This window comes from Bradyrhizobium erythrophlei, assembly GCF_900142985.1.
GTDB classification, from domain to species: domain Bacteria; phylum Pseudomonadota; class Alphaproteobacteria; order Rhizobiales; family Xanthobacteraceae; genus Bradyrhizobium; species Bradyrhizobium erythrophlei_B.
On sequence record NZ_LT670849.1, the window covers coordinates 1,917,382 to 1,935,116 of the forward strand.

Consider the following 17,735-nt stretch of genomic DNA (forward strand, 5'->3'; position numbering starts at 1 on the left):
TCACCTGAACGTCTTGCGCGGGTCGAAGGCGTCGCGGACCGCCTCGCCGATGAAAATCAGAAGCGACAGCATGATCGCTACGGCAAAGAAGCCGGTGAAGCCGAGCCACGGCGCCTGAACGTTGGCCTTGCCCTGCGACAGCAATTCACCAAGCGACGGCGATCCCGGTGGCAGGCCGAAGCCAAGGAAATCGAGCGCGGTCAGCGTCATCACCGACGACGAGACGATGAACGGCAGGAACGTCATGGTCGCGACCATCGCGTTCGGCAGCAGATGGCGGAACATGATGACGGCGTTGGAAACGCCGAGCGCGCGCGCCGCCTGGATGTATTCGAAGTTGCGCCCGCGCAGGAACTCGGCGCGCACCAGGCCAACCAGCGACACCCAGGAAAACAGCAGGAGAATGCCAAGCAGCACGAAGAAGCCGGGCACCAGCACCGACGACAGGATCAACAACAGATAAAGCGAAGGAATTGCGGTCCACACCTCGATCAGGCGCTGGAACGTCAAATCGATCCAGCCGCCGAAATAGCCCTGGATGCCACCCGCGGCGACGCCGATGATCGAGGAGATGATGGTGAGGCTGAGACCGAACAGCACCGAGATGCGGAAGCCGTAGATCAGCCGCGCGACAACATCGCGGCCCTGATCGTCGGTGCCGAGCCAGTTATATTCGAGATCGCGGCAGCCCTTGAGGCCTTTTCTATCCACGACCTCCTTGCACTGCGCCTCCGTCAGCATCCAGGTTGGCGGCGACGGTGCCGGCGTCGGCAGATCGAGGTTATGGGTGTCGTAGGAGTAGCGGATCAGCGGCCAGACGATGGTGCCGCCCTTCGCAGCAATCAGCTTCTGCAAATAAGGATCGCGATAATCCGCCGCCGTTTCGAAGTCGCCGCCGAACGTCGTCTCCGAATAGCTGATGAACGCGGGCCAGTAGAGGTGCCCGTCAAACCGGATCAGGAACGGCCGGTCGTTGGCGATGAGTTCGGCGAACAGCGAGACGAAAAACAGGATCAGGAAAATCCACAGCGACCAGAATCCGCGGCGATTCGATTTGAAATTCTGCCAGCGCCGGCGATTGAGCGGCGAAATGTTGAGCCCGTGATTCGTCGCCGGGACCGCCGTTCCCATCGGCGACTGCGTGGTGGTCTCGACGGGCGTCGGTGCTGGGTTCTCCTTCTGAAGCTCGTAAGTCATCAGACCTCCCGCGCCTCGAAGTCGATCCGGGGATCGACCCACATGTATGCGAGATCGGAGATCAAATTGACGACAAGGCCGACCAGCGAAAAGATATACAGTGTGCCGAACACCACCGGATAATCGCGGTTGAGCACGCTCTCGAAGCCGAGCAGGCCGAGGCCGTCGAGCGAGAAAATCGTCTCGATCAGCAGCGAGCCGGAGAAGAAAGCGTGGATGAACGCGCCGGGAAAGCCCGCGATCACGATCAGCATGGCGTTGCGGAAGATGTGACCGTAAAGCACCTGGTTCTCGCTGCACCCCTTGGCGCGCGCGGTCATCACATATTGCTTGCGGATTTCATCGAGGAAGGAATTCTTGGTCAACAGCGTCATGGTGGCGAAGGCGCCGAGCGCCATCGATATCAACGGCAGGGTGATGTGCCAGAAGTAATCCAGAATCTTCCAGTACCATGGAAATTGGGACCAGCCGTCCGACGTCAGCCCACGCAGCGGGAAGATGCTGAAGAACGAGCCGCCGGCAAACAGGATGATCAGGAGGATCGCGAACAGGAAGCCGGGAATCGCAAAGCCGACGATGATCACCGCCGAGGTCCAGATGTCGAATTCCGAGCCGTCCGCGACAGCCTTGCGGATGCCGAGCGGAATCGAAATCAGATAGGTCAGAAGCGTCATCCAGATGCCGAGCGACATCGAGACCGGCAACTTTTCCTTGATCAGTTGCAACACGCTGACGTCGCGGAAATAGCTCTTGCCAAAATCGAACCGCGAAAAATTCCACACCATCAGCAGGAATCTCTCGGGCGCCGGCTTGTCGAAGCCGAATTGCTTCTCCAGGCTCTTGATGAAATCGGGATCGAGGCCCTGCGCGCCGCGATATTTCGAGCTGACCGCATCCGACGATGCGCCGACCTGGCCCCTGGCTCCGAAATCTCCGCCCGGCGAACCCGAGATTCGCGACGTGCCGCCGGTGTCGGCGCCAGAGAGCTGGGCGATCACCCGCTCGACCGGACCACCGGGCGCGAACTGCACCACGACAAACGACACGAACAGGATTCCCAGCAGGGTGGGAACCATCAGGAAAATGCGGCGTGCGATATAGGCGCCCATGCGTTACTTCGCCTGCTCGAGCTTCGCCGCCTTGGCGGCATCGTACCACCAGAGCTCCGGGGTGCCGGCGCGCGATGCGTAGCGCGGCAGCTTTTCAGGGTGATCGAACATGTCCCAGTAGGCCAGCTTGTGCGTGTTGGCGTACCATTGCGGAATCCAGTAGCGGCCGGCTCGAAAAACGCGATCGAGCGCCCGGCATGCCGTCCTGAGTTCGGCACGCGATTGCGCGGCAATGGCCCGCTCGACCAGCGCATCAATCGCCGGATTGGCAACGCCGGCCAGATTGTAGGAACCCTTGGTCGCCGCCGCCTGCGAGGTGAAATAAGGCCGCAAGCTGTCGCCCGGTGTTGACGACAGGCTGAGGCGCTCGATCGCGATATCGAAATCGAAATCCTCGACACGGGCGCGAAATTGGACGGCATCGATCAGGCGGATGCTGGCGTCGATGCCGAGCAATCCGAGATTCTTGACGAAGGTTGAGTGATGCGGCTGGAAGCTCGGCTCATCGAGCAGAAATTCGACCGACAAGACCTCGCCGTTCGGGAGCTGCCGCTTGCCATCCTTGACCGGAAGACCCGCCTCCTGAAGCAGCTGCTGGGCCTTGCGCAGCAGGTTGCGGTCTTGTCCTGAGCCATCCGAGACCGGCGGCACGAAAGGTTCCTTGAACACCTCGTCGGGCACCTGGCCGCGAAACGGTTCAAGCAGCTTCAGTTCCTCCGGCGATGGCGCCCCGCCTGCCACCATGTCGGAATTCTGGAACGGCGAAATCGTGCGGGCATAAGCGCCGTACATCACGCTCTTGTTGGTCCATTCGAAATCGAAGGCGTAGATCAGGGCTTCGCGGACGCGCGGATCCTTGAACTTGTCGCGCCTTGTATTGATGAACCAACCCTGTCCGCCGGACGGCGTTTCGTCAGGCACCATTTCGCGCTTGACGCGGCCGTCTTTCATGGCCGGAAAATCATAGCGTGTCGCCCAAATCCGCGAGGTGAACTCCTCGCGAAAGAGGTAGTTCTTTCCGGTAAACCCTTCGAAGGCGACATCTCGATCGCGATAAAATTCATAGCGAATGACATCGAAGTTGTAGCTGCCGCGATTGACCGGCAGGCCGGCTGCCCACCAATCTTTCACGCGGTCGAATTCGATGAACCGGTTGGCCTCGAATTTCCCGACCCGGTACGGCCCCGATCCCAAGGGGGTGTCCAGCGACGATTCTTCGAACGCACGTGTCGAATAGTAGGCTTTGGAGAAAATCGGCAGGCCTGCCACGTAGAGCGGAACGTCGCGCGCGCGGTTGGGAGCGAAAGTGACGACGACGGTCGCATCGTCTGCCGCCTCCGCCTTCACCAGGTCCCGCAACTGCACGATAATCAGCGGGTGGCCCTTTGCCTTCAGAGCATTGAACGAGAAAGCGGCATCCTGCGCCGTTAGCTTCGAGCCGTCGTGAAAGCGCGCCTCGGGCCGGATCTTGAAGCGATACTCCAGCCTGTCCGGCGATATCTGCACCGATTTTGCCGCCAGACCATACATCGCATCGGGCTCGTCATTGGCTCGCGCCATCAACGATACAAAGGTCAGGTCCATGCCTTGCGCACCTTCGCCCTTGAGGACGTAGGCATTGAGCGAATTGAAAGTGAAGAAGGATTGGTTATAGGCACGCGTCGGCGGAATCAGCGAGAATAGCCCGCCCTTGGGCGCATCAGGATTGACGTAGTCGAAGCGTTGAAAATCGGCGGGATATTTCAGGTCGCCGAACGCCGAAATCCCGTGGGCCCCACTGCCCGTCTCGGCGGCAAACATCGGCCGCAGCGAGGACGTGCCCAGAGCGCCCGCGCCGAGAACGCCGGCGCCAAGACCGAGCACGTGCCGGCGAGAGAGAAACGCCATGCGAGAAAAATCCCTCAAGATTTCTTGCCGATCCTGGCCGCTTTTTCGGCATCGTACCACCACAGCGATGGCAGGCCCGAGCGGGCGTATTTGGGCAATTCGGCGTGGCTGAAGCGGTCCCATCGTGCGTAGCGCGTGAAGCCGTAGGTGAATTGAGGAACGACGTAAAAATTCCACAGCAGGACGCGATCGAGCGCCCGGGTCGCCGCCACCAATTCCGCACGGTCCTTGGCGAAGATGACCTTGTCGATCAACGCATCAACGGCAGGGTTCTTGATGCCGATGGTATTTCTGGAGCCTGAGACGTCGGCGGCCTGGGATCCCCAATATTCACGCTGTTCGTTGCCCGGAGAAAGCGACTCCGGCCAGACATCGACGATCATATCGAAATCGAAATTGCGCTTCCGGTTTTCGAACTGCGCATCGTCCACGACGCGGATCGAAGCCGTGACCCCGATACGTTCGAGCGAGGGTTTGAAAAACAGCGCGATGCGCTCGGTCGAGGGGTCTTCGACCAGGATCTCGATCGTGACGGGCTTGCCTGCAGTATCGACCAGCTTGCGGTCCTTGACTTCGAATCCCGCCTCTTTCAGCAGCCGCGCGCTTTCGCGCAAATTGGTGCGGACCGCATCGGGATTGCCGCCCACCGGATTCTGGTAGGCCTTGGTGAAAACGTCCGCCGGCACCTTGTCGCGCACGGTCTCGAGGATCGCCAGTTCCTGTCCCTCCGGCAGGCCGGAGCAGGCCAGCTCCGTGCCCTGAAAGTAGCTGTTGATGCGGCTATATTGTCCGAAGAACAGCTGCTTGTTCATCTCCTCGAAATCGAATGCGAAATTGAGGGCCTGCCGCACCCGCGCGTCCTTGAACTGGTCGCGGCGCAGGTTGGGAACGAAGGCCTGCATGCGGCCGGAGTCGCTGACCGGAAATTCTTCCTTGACCACGCGCTTTTCCGCCACAGCCGGAAACTCATAAGCGGTCGCCCATTGCTTGGCGGAGTTTTCGGCGATCCAGTCCGCCTGATCGGCCTTGAAGGCCTCGAGCGCGACGACGTTGTCGCGGAAGAATTCGAAGCGCAGCTCGTCGAAGTTATTGTGGCCGACCTGAACGGGCAGATTGGCGCCCCAATAATCCTTGACGCGCTCGAGCTTCACGGAGCGGCCGGCGACAAACTCCTTGATGCGGTAAGGGCCGGAGCCCAACGGCGGCTCCAGCGTCGTCTGCGAAATATCGCGCTTGCGGCCCTGGCTGTCGGTGCCGTCCCAATAGTGCTTGGGCAGCACCACGAGCTCGCCGACGATATGCGGCAGTTCGCGATTGCCAGGAGATTCGAAAGTAAACTTCACTTCCCGTTCGCCGATCTTTTCGGTCTTCGCGACGTGGCGATAATAGGAGGCATACATCGGGCTGAGTTTTTTCAGCATCTCGATCGAAAAGATGACGTCTTCCGGCGTCACCGGCTTGCCATCGTGCCAGCGCGCTTCCTTGCGCAGACGATAGGTCACCCAGGCGAAATCGTCCGGATGTTGGGCTGCTTCCGCGAGCAGGCCGTATTCGGTCGCAACCTCGTCCTGCGCACGCTCCATCAGCGTCTCATAGGTGAGCCCCACCGCCGGCGCGATCGAACCTTTGACGCCCGATACCGCGATGTTGAAATTGTCGAACGTGCCGAGCGAAATCTGCCGCGCCATGCCGCCCTTCGGCGCATCGGGATTGACGTAATCGAAGCGCTTGAAGTCGGCAGAATATTTGAGGTCGCCAAACAGCGACAGCCCGTGACGCCAGGCGGGCCCGCCGGCCTGCGCGTTTGCGGAAGCGATGATCGAAAAACCGGAAGCCGAGCCGAGCGCCGGCGCGATCGCGGCCACTGCGCCGCCCTGCAAGAGATGTCTTCGATTCAACGTCAAAGGCAAAATCCCTCTTTGTTACCCGCGTTATCAAGACCGGAGTATAGGGCAAGGTTTCGGCCGATTAAGTTGCTTTTTGCTCATGATGACACCCGTTATGGGGCGAAAGGCCGCGGTAACAATGGCGACATCGGCGCGGCCCTCCCCCGATTTGGGGAACCAATGGCCTGAAAGCAAAACGGCCGGGAGTGAACCCCGGCCGCCGAATAAAATGCCCAGATAAACAGCAGTTATTTCGCCGCGGTCGGCAAAGGCTGCGGGCTGTCAGACAGCGAATTCAGATAGACGAGCAGGTCAGCACGCTCGCTGTCCTTCTGGATGCCGGCAAAGCCCATCGCGGTGCCCGGAATGAAGCCCTTCGGATTGTCGATGAACTTGTTGAGGTCGTCGATGGTCCAGACGCCGCCCTTGGCCTTCATCGGCGCCGAGAAATTGAAACCACGGCCTTCGCCCTTCTTGTCGCCGACGATGCCAAAAAGATTCGGACCAACCTTGTTGGGACCTCCCTTGGTAAAGTCGTGGCACGCGCCGCACTTCTTGGCCGACTGCTCACCCTTCTGGACGGAAGCGGTCTGCAACAGTTTCTCGATCGGCTCAGCGGGCGCGGCCGCGGCCTTTTCGCCACCTGCGGCTTCTTCCTTGACCGCGATTTCGAAGCCAGGCTTTTCCAGCTTTGCGGGAGAGAAAATTGCGCCGGCAGCGAAGCTCGTGACCAGCAAAACGAGACAGGTACCGAGGATGGCACCGAGGACTTTATTGAGTTCGAAGGAGTCCATTTTGGATCAGGCTCCGGGCCGGAAATTTAGACGTTCGGCCGGTGAGAAACGGCCGCGATAAGCACCAGGAATCGGCCTTTTGCGCCGCACCCCAAGTCCGCATCAGATATCGGTTTGCCGGTGCTCTGGCAACCCGTATAAACGCTCTGGCTTTAGACCCTTCCCCCACTATTTCCCGCCGCTAGTGGAGCGGCTTACCTTGGGGGTACCAGATCCGATCCCGATGACCGATCCCCGTATTTTGGTGCTGATTCCTGCCCGCATGGCGGCTACCCGCCTGCCCGGCAAGCCGCTCCTCGAAATGGCCGGCCTACCGATGATCGTCCACGTGATGCGCCGGGCGGAGGACGCCCGCATTGGCCGGGTCGCGGTCGCAACCGATGCGGCGGAGATCGCCTCGGTCGTCACGGCGCATGGCGGAGAAGCCGTCATGACCCGGACTGACCACCCTTCGGGCTCGGACCGGATTTTTGAAGCGCTCGGCGCCCTCGACCCTGACCGACAGACCGAGATCGTCGTCAATTTGCAGGGCGATTTTCCGACCATCAGCCCGGACAATATTCGCGACGTGCTGGCGCCGCTCGCTGACCCCGAAGTCGACATCGCAACCCTGGCCGCCGAAATCCATACCGAGGAAGAGGCCACCAATCCCAACGTGGTGAAGGCGGTCGGCACGATGGTCGGCCCGCGGCGGCTGCGCGCGCTGTATTTCACCCGGGCCACCGCACCCCATGGCGACGGGCCGCGCTATCATCACATCGGGCTCTACGCCTATCGCCGCGCGGCGCTGGAGCGCTTCGTCCGCCTCGCCCCCTCGCCGCTGGAGCAGCAAGAGAAGCTCGAACAGTTGCGGGCGCTGGAGGCCGGCATGCGGATCGACGTCGGAATTGTCGACACCGTGCCGCGTGGCGTCGACACCCCGGCCGACCTTGAAACCACGCGCCAGATACTGGCCAAATCGTAGCCGGCTGCTACAAGGCGCCATGACCAAGACGACCAAGACCATGAAAATCGCATTCCAGGGCGAACCGGGCGCCAACTCCCATATCGCCATCGCCGAAGCCTATCCCGACGCAGAAGCGCTGCCGTGCCCGACCTTCGAGGACGCGCTGGCCGCGATCTCTTCGGGCGAGGCCGATCTCGGCATGATCCCGATCGAGAATTCGGTCGCCGGCCGCGTTGCCGACATCCATCACCTGTTGCCCCAGTCCGGTCTCTTCATCGTCGGCGAGTGGTTTCTGCCGGTCCATCATCAGTTGATGGCGCCGCGCGGCGCCAAGATCGGTGACATCAAGACGGTCGAAAGCCACGTCCATGCGCTCGGCCAATGCCGGCGCATCATCCGCAAGCTCGGCATCAAGCCCATCGTCGCCGGCGACACCGCCGGCAGCGCCCGCATCGTCGCCGAGCGCGGCGATAAAACTTGCGCCGCGATCGCCTCCAAACTTGCCGCCGAAATCTACGGCCTCGACATCCTGACCGAGGATGTCGAGGACGAGTCCCACAACACCACGCGCTTTGTTATCCTGGCGCGCGAGGCCACCTGGGCCAAACAAGGCGCGGGGCCGCTGGTCACCACTTTTGTTTTCCGGGTGCGCAACCTGCCCGCAGCGCTGTACAAGGCGCTCGGCGGCTTTGCCACCAACGGCGTCAACATGACCAAGCTCGAAAGCTACATGGTCGACGGCAACTTCTTCGCCACGCAGTTCTACGCCGACGTCGACGGCCATCCCGACGACCGGGGCCTCGCCTTTGCGCTGGAAGAATTGAAGTTCTTCTCGCGCGAACTGCGCATCGTCGGCGTCTATCCGGCGCATCCGTTCCGCGCCACCTTCAGCGAGACGCAGGACTGATCTTACGACCGCTGATCTTACGCCGCCGCCTTGCTGGTGAGCCCGTAGGCGTCCGCGATCAGGCTGTAGGACTTCTTGCGCGCCTCGTGATCGTAGATCGCGCTGACGACCATCAGTTCGTCGGCCTGGCTTGCCGCGATCATTGGCTCCAGTTTTTGCATCACGGTCGCCGGACTGCCGACAAAGATGCGCGAGCGGTTGCGCGCGATCGCGGCGCGATCGGCGTCCGTGTAGGCATAGGCCTGCGCCTCCTCGGGGCTGGGCAGCGGGATATATTGGCCGCGGTCACGCAACAACCGATTGAGATCCATCGACGCGGCGAGCCGCTCGGCCTCGGCGTCGGTTTCGGCGGCGACCACGGCGACCGCCAGGATAGCGTAAGGTGTCTCGCGCCAGCCGGTCTGCTTGAAGTGGGCGCGATAGTTCGTCATTGCCGCGATCGCGTCATAGGACGCAAAATGATGCGCGAACGCGTAGCCCATGCCGACCTGCGCCGCCAGTTCCGAACTGTAATCGCTTGAGCCGAGCAGCCACATCGGCGGCAGCGACGTATCGTCGGGCATCGCCACCACCTGATTGAAGGGATGGTTGGGCGGAAAGTTGCGCGTCTCCCACAACGTCAGTTCATGCAGGCGCTCCAGGAAGTCATCGCCCTCGCGGCGATCGAGCCGGGAGCGCAACGCATAAGCCGTGGGTCCATCGGTGCCCGGCGCGCGGCCAAGCCCGAGATCGATCCGGCCGGGAAACAGCGCCTCCAGCATCTTGAAGCGCTCCGCGATCACCAGCGGCGCATGGTTGGGCAGCATCACCCCGCCGGAGCCGACGCGGATGTTCTTCGTCACCGCGGCGATCTGGCCGATCATGAGATCGGGCGCAGGGCTCGCGACCGACGCCAGGTTGTGATGTTCGGCCAGCCAATAGCGGGTGAAGCCGAGCGCGTCGGCGTGACGGGCGAGATCAATGCTGTTGCGGAGCGCCGTGGCAGGTTTGGTGCCCGACGTGACGACCGATAGATCAAGGACGGAAAGCGGAATCATGGCCGTAAACCTAGTGCGGGGAACCGGCCGCACAACGGCTGGCTGCGCAGATCAGGCCCTTGAAGGCCTCGGCGATAACCTCCTCTGCGAATGAGTGGGTAATATGTTCTATATTTCTTAACTCTATCGCCTTGCCCAATGCTATTTCATCCCTGCAAGATAGAATAGTATTATATATCAAATAGTTGTAACAATATGCTCTGCCCATCATTCGAAATTTTCTTCCTGTATCCGATATTTTATGCCGGTATTGGGCAATTTCCCATCCTTGGTGGGCTGTTTGGGGCAAGTCTTTTCCCTTATGTTGGACCGATCAGTTTTGGTCGGGACGACAGCACTGCGCGCCACCCGGTTTTGTTGCGGAGATTTTCGAAAGTCATGAGCGAGACCATCCCTGCCCCCGCCACGTCGCGGGCACAAAGCCAGCCGGCAATCTCCTTCGAGTTCTTCCCGCCGAAGACCGCGGAAATGGAAAACAGCCTGTGGGAGACCATCAGCCGTCTGGCGCCGCTCACGCCGAACTTTGTCTCGGTGACCTATGGCGCCGGCGGGTCGACCCGCGAGCGTACACACTCGACCATCGCCCGCATCCTGAAGGAAACCGACCTGCTGCCGGCGGCGCACCTGACCTGCGTCGGCGCGGCCCGCAGCGAGATCGACGACATTGTCGGCCGCTATCACGAGACCGGCGTCCGCCACATCGTGGCCCTGCGCGGCGATCCGCCCGGCGGCATCGGCACGCCTTATCTCACCCATCCCGACGGCTATCAAACCTCTCCCGAGCTCGTCGCCGGCATCAAAAAGCGGTTTCCCGATATCGAGGTCTCGGTGTCGGCCTATCCGGAGAAGCATCCGGAGAGCCGGAATTTCGACGCCGATATCGATACGCTGAAGGCCAAGGTCGACGCCGGCGCGACGCGCGCCATCACCCAGGTCTTCTTCGATAACGATCTTTACTTCCGCTATCTCGACCGCGTCCGCGCCCGCGGCATCGATATTCCGATCGTGCCCGGCATCATGCCGATGCACAATTTCAAGCAGGCGCGGAATTTCGTCACCCGCGCCGGCACCACCGTGCCGAACTGGCTCGCGGAAAAGTTCGACGGCCTCGACGACGACGCCGAGACCCGCAAGCTGGTGGCTGCGACGGTTGTCGCCGGCCAGGTACAAAAGCTCAACAAGCACGGCGTTGATACCTTTCATTTCTACACCATGAACCGCGCCGATCTGGTCTTCGCGATCTGCCATCTGCTCGGCATCCGCCCGGCCGGCGCGCAGAAAGCTGCCTGAAGCAATGACTTTGCCCGTCTCCCCGAAACGCTCCGCGTTCCTTGCTGCCGCGAAGGAGCGCATCCTCGTGCTCGACGGCGCCATGGGCACCATGATCCAGGCGCTGCAATACGATGAAGCCGCCTTCCGCGGCCCGCGATTCGCCGACTTTCATCGCGACGTCAGAGGCAACAACGACCTGTTGATCCTGACCCAGCCGAAGGCGATCGAGGATATCCACGCCGCCTATTTGCGCGCCGGCGCCGACATCGTCGCCACCAACACGTTTTCCTCGACCTCGATCGCACAGGCCGACTATGACATGTCGGACCTCGCCTACGAGCTCAATCTCGAGGGCGCCAGACTCGCGCGTGCCGCTGCGACGCGCGTGAGCAAGGAAGACGGCAAGCCGCGCTTTGTGGCGGGCGCCATCGGCCCGACCAACCGCACTGCCTCGATCTCGCCTGACGTTTCGAACCCCGGCTACCGCGCTGTCACTTTTGACGATCTGCGCAAGGCGTATGGCGAGCAGATCAAGGGACTGCTCGACGGCGGCGCCGATCTTCTGCTCGTTGAAACGATTTTCGACACGCTCAACGCCAAGGCCGCGCTGTACGCGATCGCCGAGATCAGCGAAGAGCGCGGCGTCGACGTGCCGGTCATGGTGTCCGGCACCATCACCGACAAATCCGGCCGGCTGCTGTCGGGCCAGTTGCCGGAAGCGTTCTGGAATTCGGTGCGGCACGCGAAACCAATCACGATCGGCTTCAACTGCGCGCTCGGCGCCGAAGATTTGCGCGCCCACATCGCGGACATCGGCCGCGTCGCCGACGCGCTGGTCTGCGCCTATCCCAATGCCGGCCTTCCGAACGAGTTTGGCCAGTACGACGAAAGCCCGGAATATATGGCGCGGCTGATCGGCGAGTTCGCCTCCGCCGGCCTCGTCAACGTGGTCGGCGGTTGCTGCGGCACCACGCCCGACCATATCGCGGCGATCGCGGCTGCGGTCCGTCCACACCGAGCGCGCGTCGTGCCCGAGATCGAGCCGCGATTGCGGCTGTCCGGCCTTGAGCCCTTCGCGCTGACGCCGACCATTCCCTTTGTCAATGTCGGCGAACGCACCAACGTCACCGGCTCGGCACGCTTCCGCAAGCTGATCACGGCCGGCGACTATGCGGCCGCCCTGCAAGTCGCGCGCGACCAGGTCGAAAACGGCGCGCAGATCATCGACGTCAACATGGACGAGGGCCTGCTCGATTCGGAAGCGGCGATGACCACCTTCCTGAATCTTGTTGCTGCCGAGCCCGACATTGCCCGCGTGCCGGTCATGATCGACTCCTCGAAATTCCACGTGATCGAGGCCGGCCTGAAATGCGTGCAGGGCAAGCCGGTCGTCAACTCGATCTCGATGAAGGAAGGCGAGGAGAAATTCATCTTTGAGGCCAATATCGCCAGGCGCCATGGCGCTGCGGTCGTGGTGATGGCCTTCGACGAAAAGGGCCAGGCGGATACCTTCGCGCGCAAGACCGAGATCTGTAAGCGCGCCTACGACATCCTCGTCAATCGGGTCGGCTTCCCGGCAGAGGACATTATTTTCGATCCGAATATTTTCGCGATCGCGACCGGCATCGAGGAACACAACAACTACGGCGTCGACTTCATCGAGGCGACGCGCTGGATCCGGCAACATCTCCCGCACGCGCATATCTCCGGCGGCGTATCCAATTTGTCGTTCTCGTTCCGCGGCAACGAGCCGGTGCGCGAGGCCATGCATTCGGTGTTCCTGTATCACGCGATTCATGCCGGCATGGACATGGGCATCGTCAATGCCGGACAGATGATCGTCTATGACGACATCGATCCCGAGCTGCGCCAGGTGTGCGAGGACGTCATCCTCAATCGCGATCCCGGCGCGGCCGAACGGCTGCTCGCTTTGGCTGAAAAATTCCGCGGCAAGGAGAAGAAGACCGAGGCGCAGGAGCTGGTCTGGCGCGAATGGCCGGTCGCCAAGCGATTGAGCCACGCGCTGGTGCACGGCATCACCGAATATATCGACACCGATACCGAGGAGGCCCGTGCATCCGTCACGCGGCCGCTCGACGTGATCGAGGGTCCGCTGATGGACGGCATGAACATCGTCGGCGATCTCTTCGGCGACGGAAAGATGTTCCTGCCGCAGGTGGTGAAGTCGGCGCGCGTGATGAAGCAGGCGGTCGCCTATCTGATGCCGTTCATGGAAGAGGAAAAGGCGCGCAACAAGGCCAACGGCACCGTCGATGACGGCCGCAATGCCGCCGGCAAGATCGTGCTCGCCACCGTCAAGGGCGACGTCCACGACATCGGCAAGAACATCGTCGGCATCGTGCTGCAATGTAACAATTTCGAGGTGATCGACCTCGGCGTGATGGTGCCGGCGGCGAAGATCATCGAGACCGCCAAGCGCGAAGACGCAGACATCATCGGCTTGTCCGGACTGATCACGCCATCGCTCGACGAAATGAGTTTCCTCGCCGGCGAAATGGAACGCGAGGGACTGAACATCCCGTTGATGATCGGCGGCGCGACCACGAGCCGCGTCCACACGGCCGTGAAGATCGATCCGAATTACCGGTCGGGACCGGTGGTCCATGTCAACGATGCGAGCCGCGCGGTCGGTGTCGCTTCCTCGCTGCTGTCGCCCGACAAGCGCACGGCCTACGCCGCCGAAATCCGCGAAGAATACGCCAAGATTTCCGCGGCGCATTTCCGCGCGCAGGCCGACAAGAAGCGGCTGAAGCTTGCCGCTGCGCGTGCCAATGCCGTGCCGGTCGATTTTGCCAAGACGCCGCCGACAAAACCGACATTTTTCGGCATCAAGACGTTCCGCGAATACGACCTTGCGGAATTGGCCAAATACATCGACTGGACGCCGTTCTTCCAGACCTGGGAACTGACCGGGCGTTTTCCCGCCATTCTCGACGATGCCAAGATCGGCGATGTCGCCCGCTCGCTCTATGACGACGCGCGCAAGATGCTGGATCGCATCATCAAGGAAAAATGGTTCACCGCGCAGGCCACGATCGGCTTCTGGCCCGCGAACGCGCAAGGCGACGATATCCTCGTTTACGCCGATGAGACGCGCAAGACACCGATCGCGACGCTGCATACCTTGCGCCAGCAGCTCGAGAAGCGCGAGGGCCGCTACAATGCCGCACTGTCCGACTTCATCGCGCCGGCTTCGTCCGGCGTGAAGGATTATGTCGGCGGCTTCGTGGTCACGGCCGGCATCGGCGAGGACGTGGTCGCCGACCGCTTCAAGAATGCCAACGACGATTATTCCTCGATCCTGTGCAAGGCGCTGGCCGATCGCCTGGCGGAAGCCTTTGCCGAGCGCATGCACGCGCGGGTCCGCCGCGAGTTCTGGGGCTACGCGCCCGATGAGAACATTCCGCCTGAGGATCTCATCCTCGAAAAATACGATGGCATCCGTCCGGCACCCGGCTATCCGGCACAGCCCGATCACACCGAGAAGGCGACGCTGTTTCAGTTGCTCGATGCGGAGGCGACCTGCGGCGTCAAGCTCACCGAGAGCTATGCGATGTGGCCGGGCTCCTCGGTGTCCGGGCTTTATTTCAGCCATCCTGAAAGTTTCTATTTCGGCGTCGGCAAGATCGAGCGCGACCAGGTCGAGGACTATGCCGCGCGCAAGGGCTTTAGCGTCGAAGAGACCGAGCGCTGGCTCGCGCCGATCCTGAACTACATCCCGGGTCACGATGCCTCGGTGCAGGACCGCAGCGCCAAGGCGCCGTTCCCGGCAACGCCGGCCAACGACGAGGCAGAGGGCTTGTCGTCGCATCCGCCGGGCTGTACCTGCGCGGTCCATCTTGCCTGGCGCAAGAAGAAGGTCGGCGCGGGGTAGGTCCGTATTGCCTTGCTTTATGTCGTCCCCGCGAAAGCGGGGACCCATAGCCACCGATGCCAGTCGTGATCGAATTGTTGCCCCGGCTTCATTCAATTCGTGCGCCGGTGGTTATGGGTCCCGGGTCGCGCTTCGCTTGCCCGGGACGACGTGAATAGATTCAATTCTCAAACAGCCACACTTTCGCATTCCCGCGGCACGTTTCGCGCCCGAGTGATGCATCGTCGTGTCCCTCGTAAGAAGAGGGCACAGGGAATGCCGGTGCGCGAACGCACCCGCAGCCTCGCGTGCAAAACAAAAAAGCACACGAGTTAGTCACCACAGGTACGCCGAAACATCCGGCATTCCCTGCGCGATGGTTCTTGCGGCTTATGACGCGCTCTCCCCGGTGTCCGGGCTTGTTAGCCACCGTCGTTCGCGGGCTCGTCACCCGCAAACTTGATCCCAGCGTCGGGAGATCAGGACCACACGATTTCGCCGCACGCTTCCAGCCAGCGCCCGTCTTGCGCTGCCGAAAGCGTCCATCGCATCCCGCGCCAACGTCCGTGACGATCGCGATACGCCCCTTGTGTCCAGGAAATCTGGCAGAACATGCGAACGGGCGGTTGGATCAAAACCGCCCGTTGCTGGAACTGAGCCCGTTACGCCCCAAAGGCGGCAAAGCCTGTATTAGAGCGAGGGACAGCTCCGGTGTCTTCCTCAACCCGAACAGTTGCATGGGCTTGGAGCCCGAACCGAGCAAGGAAGGGAGTGGATGATGGCACAAAATGATCTCGCTGTCGTGGGCATCGACGTCGCCAAGGACAAGGTGGACCTGTCATTCGAGCATTGGCGTTGCGGCAGACCTGTCCGAACACCGCCCAAGGTCGCCGCAAACTGGTGGCCTGGCTTCGCAGGCACCAGGTAGGCAAGGCGGTGATGGAGGCGAGCGGCGGTTACGAGCGTGAATGGCGCAAGGTGCTGCTCGATGCCGGCATCGAGGTACGGATCGTGGACCCAAAGCGGGTTCGTCACTTCGCTCAATCGGCCGGACGGCTTGCCAAGAATGATACGATCGATGCTGAGATGATCGCCTGGTTTGCCGAGACGTTCGGCGAGACGCCGAGCCAGACACATGATGCTGCCCAAGAGGAACTGGCGGCCCTGGTGAAAGCACGCCTAGCGCTCGTTGAGCTGAAGGTCCGATTGCAAAGCCAAAGTGCACATGCCGCGCCGGGACCGGTTCAGAAAGCACAGGCCCGCGTCTTGAAGAGTCTGGCGACCGAAATTGAAAAGCTCGAGCTCGCGATCGCAGCCAAGGTCAAGGCTACACCGCACCTTGCCGAGCGTGCCGAGATTATCGAGAGCGTGCCGGGCTTCGCCGAAACGACCTCCGCGATCCTCGCTGCAGGGATGCCAGAACTCGGGCAAGTGAACGATAAGATCGCCGCGGCTTTGGTAGGCATCGCTCCTTACGACGATGACAGTGGAAAGCGCCGGGGCGAGCGCCACATCAAGGGCGGCCGCCGCTGGATCCGCAACGCCATCTACATGCCTTGCCTCGGCGCTGCCACGCAGAACAATCCAGTCGCCAAGGCCTTCTATCGCCGCCTGATCGCCAAGGGAAAGGAGCCGAAGGTGGCCCTCGTAGCCTGCATGCGCAAGCTGATCTGCATTCTCAACGTCATGATCGCTCGCCACCAGAAATGGGATGCCGCTCGCTACGTACCCGCCTGATCGCGCGAACCTTTATCGCGCCAAGGCCCTAGTCTATCTCGACACAGTTGCTCGTAGGGGCGCGGGACGCGCGAAGAAGTGCCAGTGATTTGCCCGACGGCGAAAGCGGAAAATTTTCGCAAGCGAGAGTGGACTTTGCGAATGGGTAACAGGCGCGGACTGATTTGCCCGTCGGGCAAGCGTGCGGCGCTCCGGACTCCGACCATCCAATAGCTTATTTTTGGAAACGATGCTTTTCGATCATTTCTATTTCGAAACGACGGATTGCGCCGCAGATTTTGCCAGCCCGCCACCGAAGGCGGAAATCTTTAACTCAAGGAGACTTTCGATGAGCGCCACCCGTTATCTTCCCTTCGCCGGCCGGCTGTTGCTCGGCCTGCCCTTCGCCATGAGCGGCTTCGGTAAACTCGCCGCTTACAGCGCCACCGTCGGCATGATCACCGCCGTGGGCCTGCCGCTTCCGCCGCTCGCCTATGCGGTGGCTGTCGCCGTCGAACTCGGAGGCGGCCTGCTTCTGATCGCGGGTTACCAGACCCGCTACGTTGCTGCGGCCCTCGCAATCTTCTCACTGGCGACCGCGTTTTCGTTCCACAACAACTTCGCCGACCAGAACCAGATGATCCATTTCCTCAAGAACGTGATGATCACTGGCGGCCTGCTTCAAATCGTTGCCTTCGGCGCTGGTGCGTTGAGCTTCGATAGCCGCCGCAACGGCAACGCCGTTGGCTCGCGTCAGGCCGCGGCTGCCTGAATGCTACAAACGGAATTCATCGAAGGCGGCCCGGTCAATATCGCTGGGCCGCCTTGGTGCATGACCTGCCTGAGTCCTGCTGTGTTCAGCCGCAGCAAAACGGAGACTCAGTGGCCCGCCGGTGCCGATCCGGCTCCGTTGCGATAGCGCGCAACTTCGTCCTGGTCGACCGCGACCGCGGCATTGGCGTTGCGAACCTGTTCGCTCGTGGCGACGGCCGCGTGCTTCCTCGTACGTTCGCCTGCGCTAGCGGTCTGGATCATCGACATCGCGATCAGTGCTGACACGGCTGAAGCGGCGATGCGCCTGCTTGTGCTGTTCATGGTTTTATCTCCCGG

At 61.6% G+C, this 17,735-nt stretch carries 14 protein-coding genes; 7 read left to right on the forward strand and 7 right to left on the reverse strand.

Annotated features, from left to right (window positions below; translation table 11 throughout):
* The 5 genes from BUA38_RS09020 to BUA38_RS09040 all read right to left on the reverse strand — a co-directional run bounded on the left by BUA38_RS09020 (position 1) and on the right by BUA38_RS09040 (position 6,873).
* Positions 1–1,197: an ABC transporter permease gene (locus BUA38_RS09020; protein WP_072817619.1), complete on the reverse strand. Its 1,197-nt coding sequence runs from the start codon at positions 1,195–1,197 to the stop codon at positions 1–3.
* On the reverse strand, positions 1,197–2,306 hold the full coding sequence (locus BUA38_RS09025; RefSeq protein WP_072817620.1) for a microcin C ABC transporter permease YejB: 1,110 nt from the start codon (positions 2,304–2,306) through the stop codon (positions 1,197–1,199). Before BUA38_RS09025 ends, BUA38_RS09020 begins: the two co-directional genes overlap by 1 nt.
* Before the next feature lie 3 nt (positions 2,307–2,309).
* Positions 2,310–4,193 (reverse strand): extracellular solute-binding protein, encoded by a 1,884-nt coding sequence (locus BUA38_RS09030; RefSeq protein ID WP_072817621.1) that lies wholly within the window; start codon positions 4,191–4,193, stop codon positions 2,310–2,312.
* Between the two features lie 14 nt (positions 4,194–4,207).
* Positions 4,208–6,097, reverse strand: a complete 1,890-nt coding sequence (locus BUA38_RS09035) for an extracellular solute-binding protein (protein WP_156898458.1) — start codon at positions 6,095–6,097, stop codon at positions 4,208–4,210.
* Between the two features lie 230 nt (positions 6,098–6,327).
* Positions 6,328–6,873, reverse strand: a complete 546-nt coding sequence (locus tag BUA38_RS09040) for a c-type cytochrome (protein WP_072817622.1) — start codon at positions 6,871–6,873, stop codon at positions 6,328–6,330.
* 223 nt (positions 6,874–7,096) lie between these two features.
* Between BUA38_RS09040 and BUA38_RS09045 the strand changes: the two genes are divergently transcribed.
* Both BUA38_RS09045 and BUA38_RS09050 read left to right on the forward strand, forming a co-directional pair.
* Positions 7,097–7,837, forward strand: coding sequence for a 3-deoxy-manno-octulosonate cytidylyltransferase (locus tag BUA38_RS09045; RefSeq protein ID WP_072817623.1), 741 nt, complete (start codon positions 7,097–7,099; stop codon positions 7,835–7,837).
* A 19-nt stretch (positions 7,838–7,856) separates the two neighbouring features.
* Positions 7,857–8,726 carry a prephenate dehydratase gene (locus BUA38_RS09050; protein WP_072817624.1) on the forward strand — a complete coding sequence of 290 codons (870 nt, stop codon included), beginning with the start codon at positions 7,857–7,859 and terminating at the stop codon, positions 8,724–8,726.
* Between the two features lie 17 nt (positions 8,727–8,743).
* Here BUA38_RS09050 and BUA38_RS09055 read toward each other — a convergent pair whose 3' ends face one another.
* Positions 8,744–9,763 carry an LLM class flavin-dependent oxidoreductase gene (locus tag BUA38_RS09055; RefSeq protein WP_072817625.1) on the reverse strand — a complete coding sequence of 340 codons (1,020 nt, stop codon included), beginning with the start codon at positions 9,761–9,763 and terminating at the stop codon, positions 8,744–8,746.
* A gap of 378 nt (positions 9,764–10,141) precedes the next feature.
* On the opposite strand from BUA38_RS09055, the gene metF reads away from it, so the two are divergent.
* The 5 genes from metF (at position 10,142) to BUA38_RS09075 (ending at position 17,397) form a co-directional block, all read left to right on the forward strand.
* On the forward strand, positions 10,142–11,053 hold the full coding sequence (gene metF, locus BUA38_RS09060; protein ID WP_072817626.1) for a methylenetetrahydrofolate reductase [NAD(P)H]: 912 nt from the start codon (positions 10,142–10,144) through the stop codon (positions 11,051–11,053).
* A 4-nt stretch (positions 11,054–11,057) separates the two neighbouring features.
* Positions 11,058–14,930: a methionine synthase gene (metH, locus tag BUA38_RS09065; protein ID WP_072817627.1), complete on the forward strand. Its 3,873-nt coding sequence runs from the start codon at positions 11,058–11,060 to the stop codon at positions 14,928–14,930.
* Positions 14,931–15,684: 754 nt separating this feature from the next.
* On the forward strand, positions 15,685–15,837 hold the full coding sequence (locus tag BUA38_RS37985) for a hypothetical protein (protein ID WP_244553102.1): 153 nt from the start codon (positions 15,685–15,687) through the stop codon (positions 15,835–15,837).
* Positions 15,810–16,646: an IS110 family transposase gene (locus tag BUA38_RS09070; protein WP_244553101.1), complete on the forward strand. Its 837-nt coding sequence runs from the start codon at positions 15,810–15,812 to the stop codon at positions 16,644–16,646. The genes BUA38_RS37985 and BUA38_RS09070 overlap by 28 nt, the downstream gene beginning before the upstream one ends.
* A 328-nt stretch (positions 16,647–16,974) precedes the next feature.
* Positions 16,975–17,397 (forward strand): DoxX family protein, encoded by a 423-nt coding sequence (locus tag BUA38_RS09075; RefSeq protein ID WP_072825967.1) that lies wholly within the window; start codon positions 16,975–16,977, stop codon positions 17,395–17,397.
* A 107-nt stretch (positions 17,398–17,504) separates the two neighbouring features.
* Here BUA38_RS09075 and BUA38_RS09080 read toward each other — a convergent pair whose 3' ends face one another.
* Positions 17,505–17,720: a hypothetical protein gene (locus BUA38_RS09080; RefSeq protein WP_072817628.1), complete on the reverse strand. Its 216-nt coding sequence runs from the start codon at positions 17,718–17,720 to the stop codon at positions 17,505–17,507.
* Between the last annotated feature and the right edge of the window lie 15 nt (positions 17,721–17,735).

What these genes read in the sequence shown, in the direction of transcription:
- BUA38_RS09020 (WP_072817619.1), bottom strand. Translation starts at nt 1,197, where the DNA reads ATGACTTACGAGCTTCAGAAGGAGAACCCAGCACCGACGCCCGTCGAG.
- BUA38_RS09025 (WP_072817620.1), bottom strand. Translation starts at nt 2,306, where the DNA reads ATGGGCGCCTATATCGCACGCCGCATTTTCCTGATGGTTCCCACCCTG.
- BUA38_RS09030 (WP_072817621.1), bottom strand. Translation starts at nt 4,193, where the DNA reads ATGGCGTTTCTCTCTCGCCGGCACGTGCTCGGTCTTGGCGCCGGCGTT.
- BUA38_RS09040 (WP_072817622.1), bottom strand. Translation starts at nt 6,873, where the DNA reads ATGGACTCCTTCGAACTCAATAAAGTCCTCGGTGCCATCCTCGGTACC.
- BUA38_RS09045 (WP_072817623.1), top strand. Translation starts at nt 7,097, where the DNA reads ATGACCGATCCCCGTATTTTGGTGCTGATTCCTGCCCGCATGGCGGCT.
- BUA38_RS09050 (WP_072817624.1), top strand. Translation starts at nt 7,857, where the DNA reads ATGACCAAGACGACCAAGACCATGAAAATCGCATTCCAGGGCGAACCG.
- BUA38_RS09055 (WP_072817625.1), bottom strand. Translation starts at nt 9,763, where the DNA reads ATGATTCCGCTTTCCGTCCTTGATCTATCGGTCGTCACGTCGGGCACC.
- metF (WP_072817626.1), top strand. Translation starts at nt 10,142, where the DNA reads ATGAGCGAGACCATCCCTGCCCCCGCCACGTCGCGGGCACAAAGCCAG.
- metH (WP_072817627.1), top strand. Translation starts at nt 11,058, where the DNA reads ATGACTTTGCCCGTCTCCCCGAAACGCTCCGCGTTCCTTGCTGCCGCG.
- BUA38_RS37985 (WP_244553102.1), top strand. Translation starts at nt 15,685, where the DNA reads ATGATGGCACAAAATGATCTCGCTGTCGTGGGCATCGACGTCGCCAAG.
- BUA38_RS09075 (WP_072825967.1), top strand. Translation starts at nt 16,975, where the DNA reads ATGAGCGCCACCCGTTATCTTCCCTTCGCCGGCCGGCTGTTGCTCGGC.
- BUA38_RS09080 (WP_072817628.1), bottom strand. Translation starts at nt 17,720, where the DNA reads ATGAACAGCACAAGCAGGCGCATCGCCGCTTCAGCCGTGTCAGCACTG.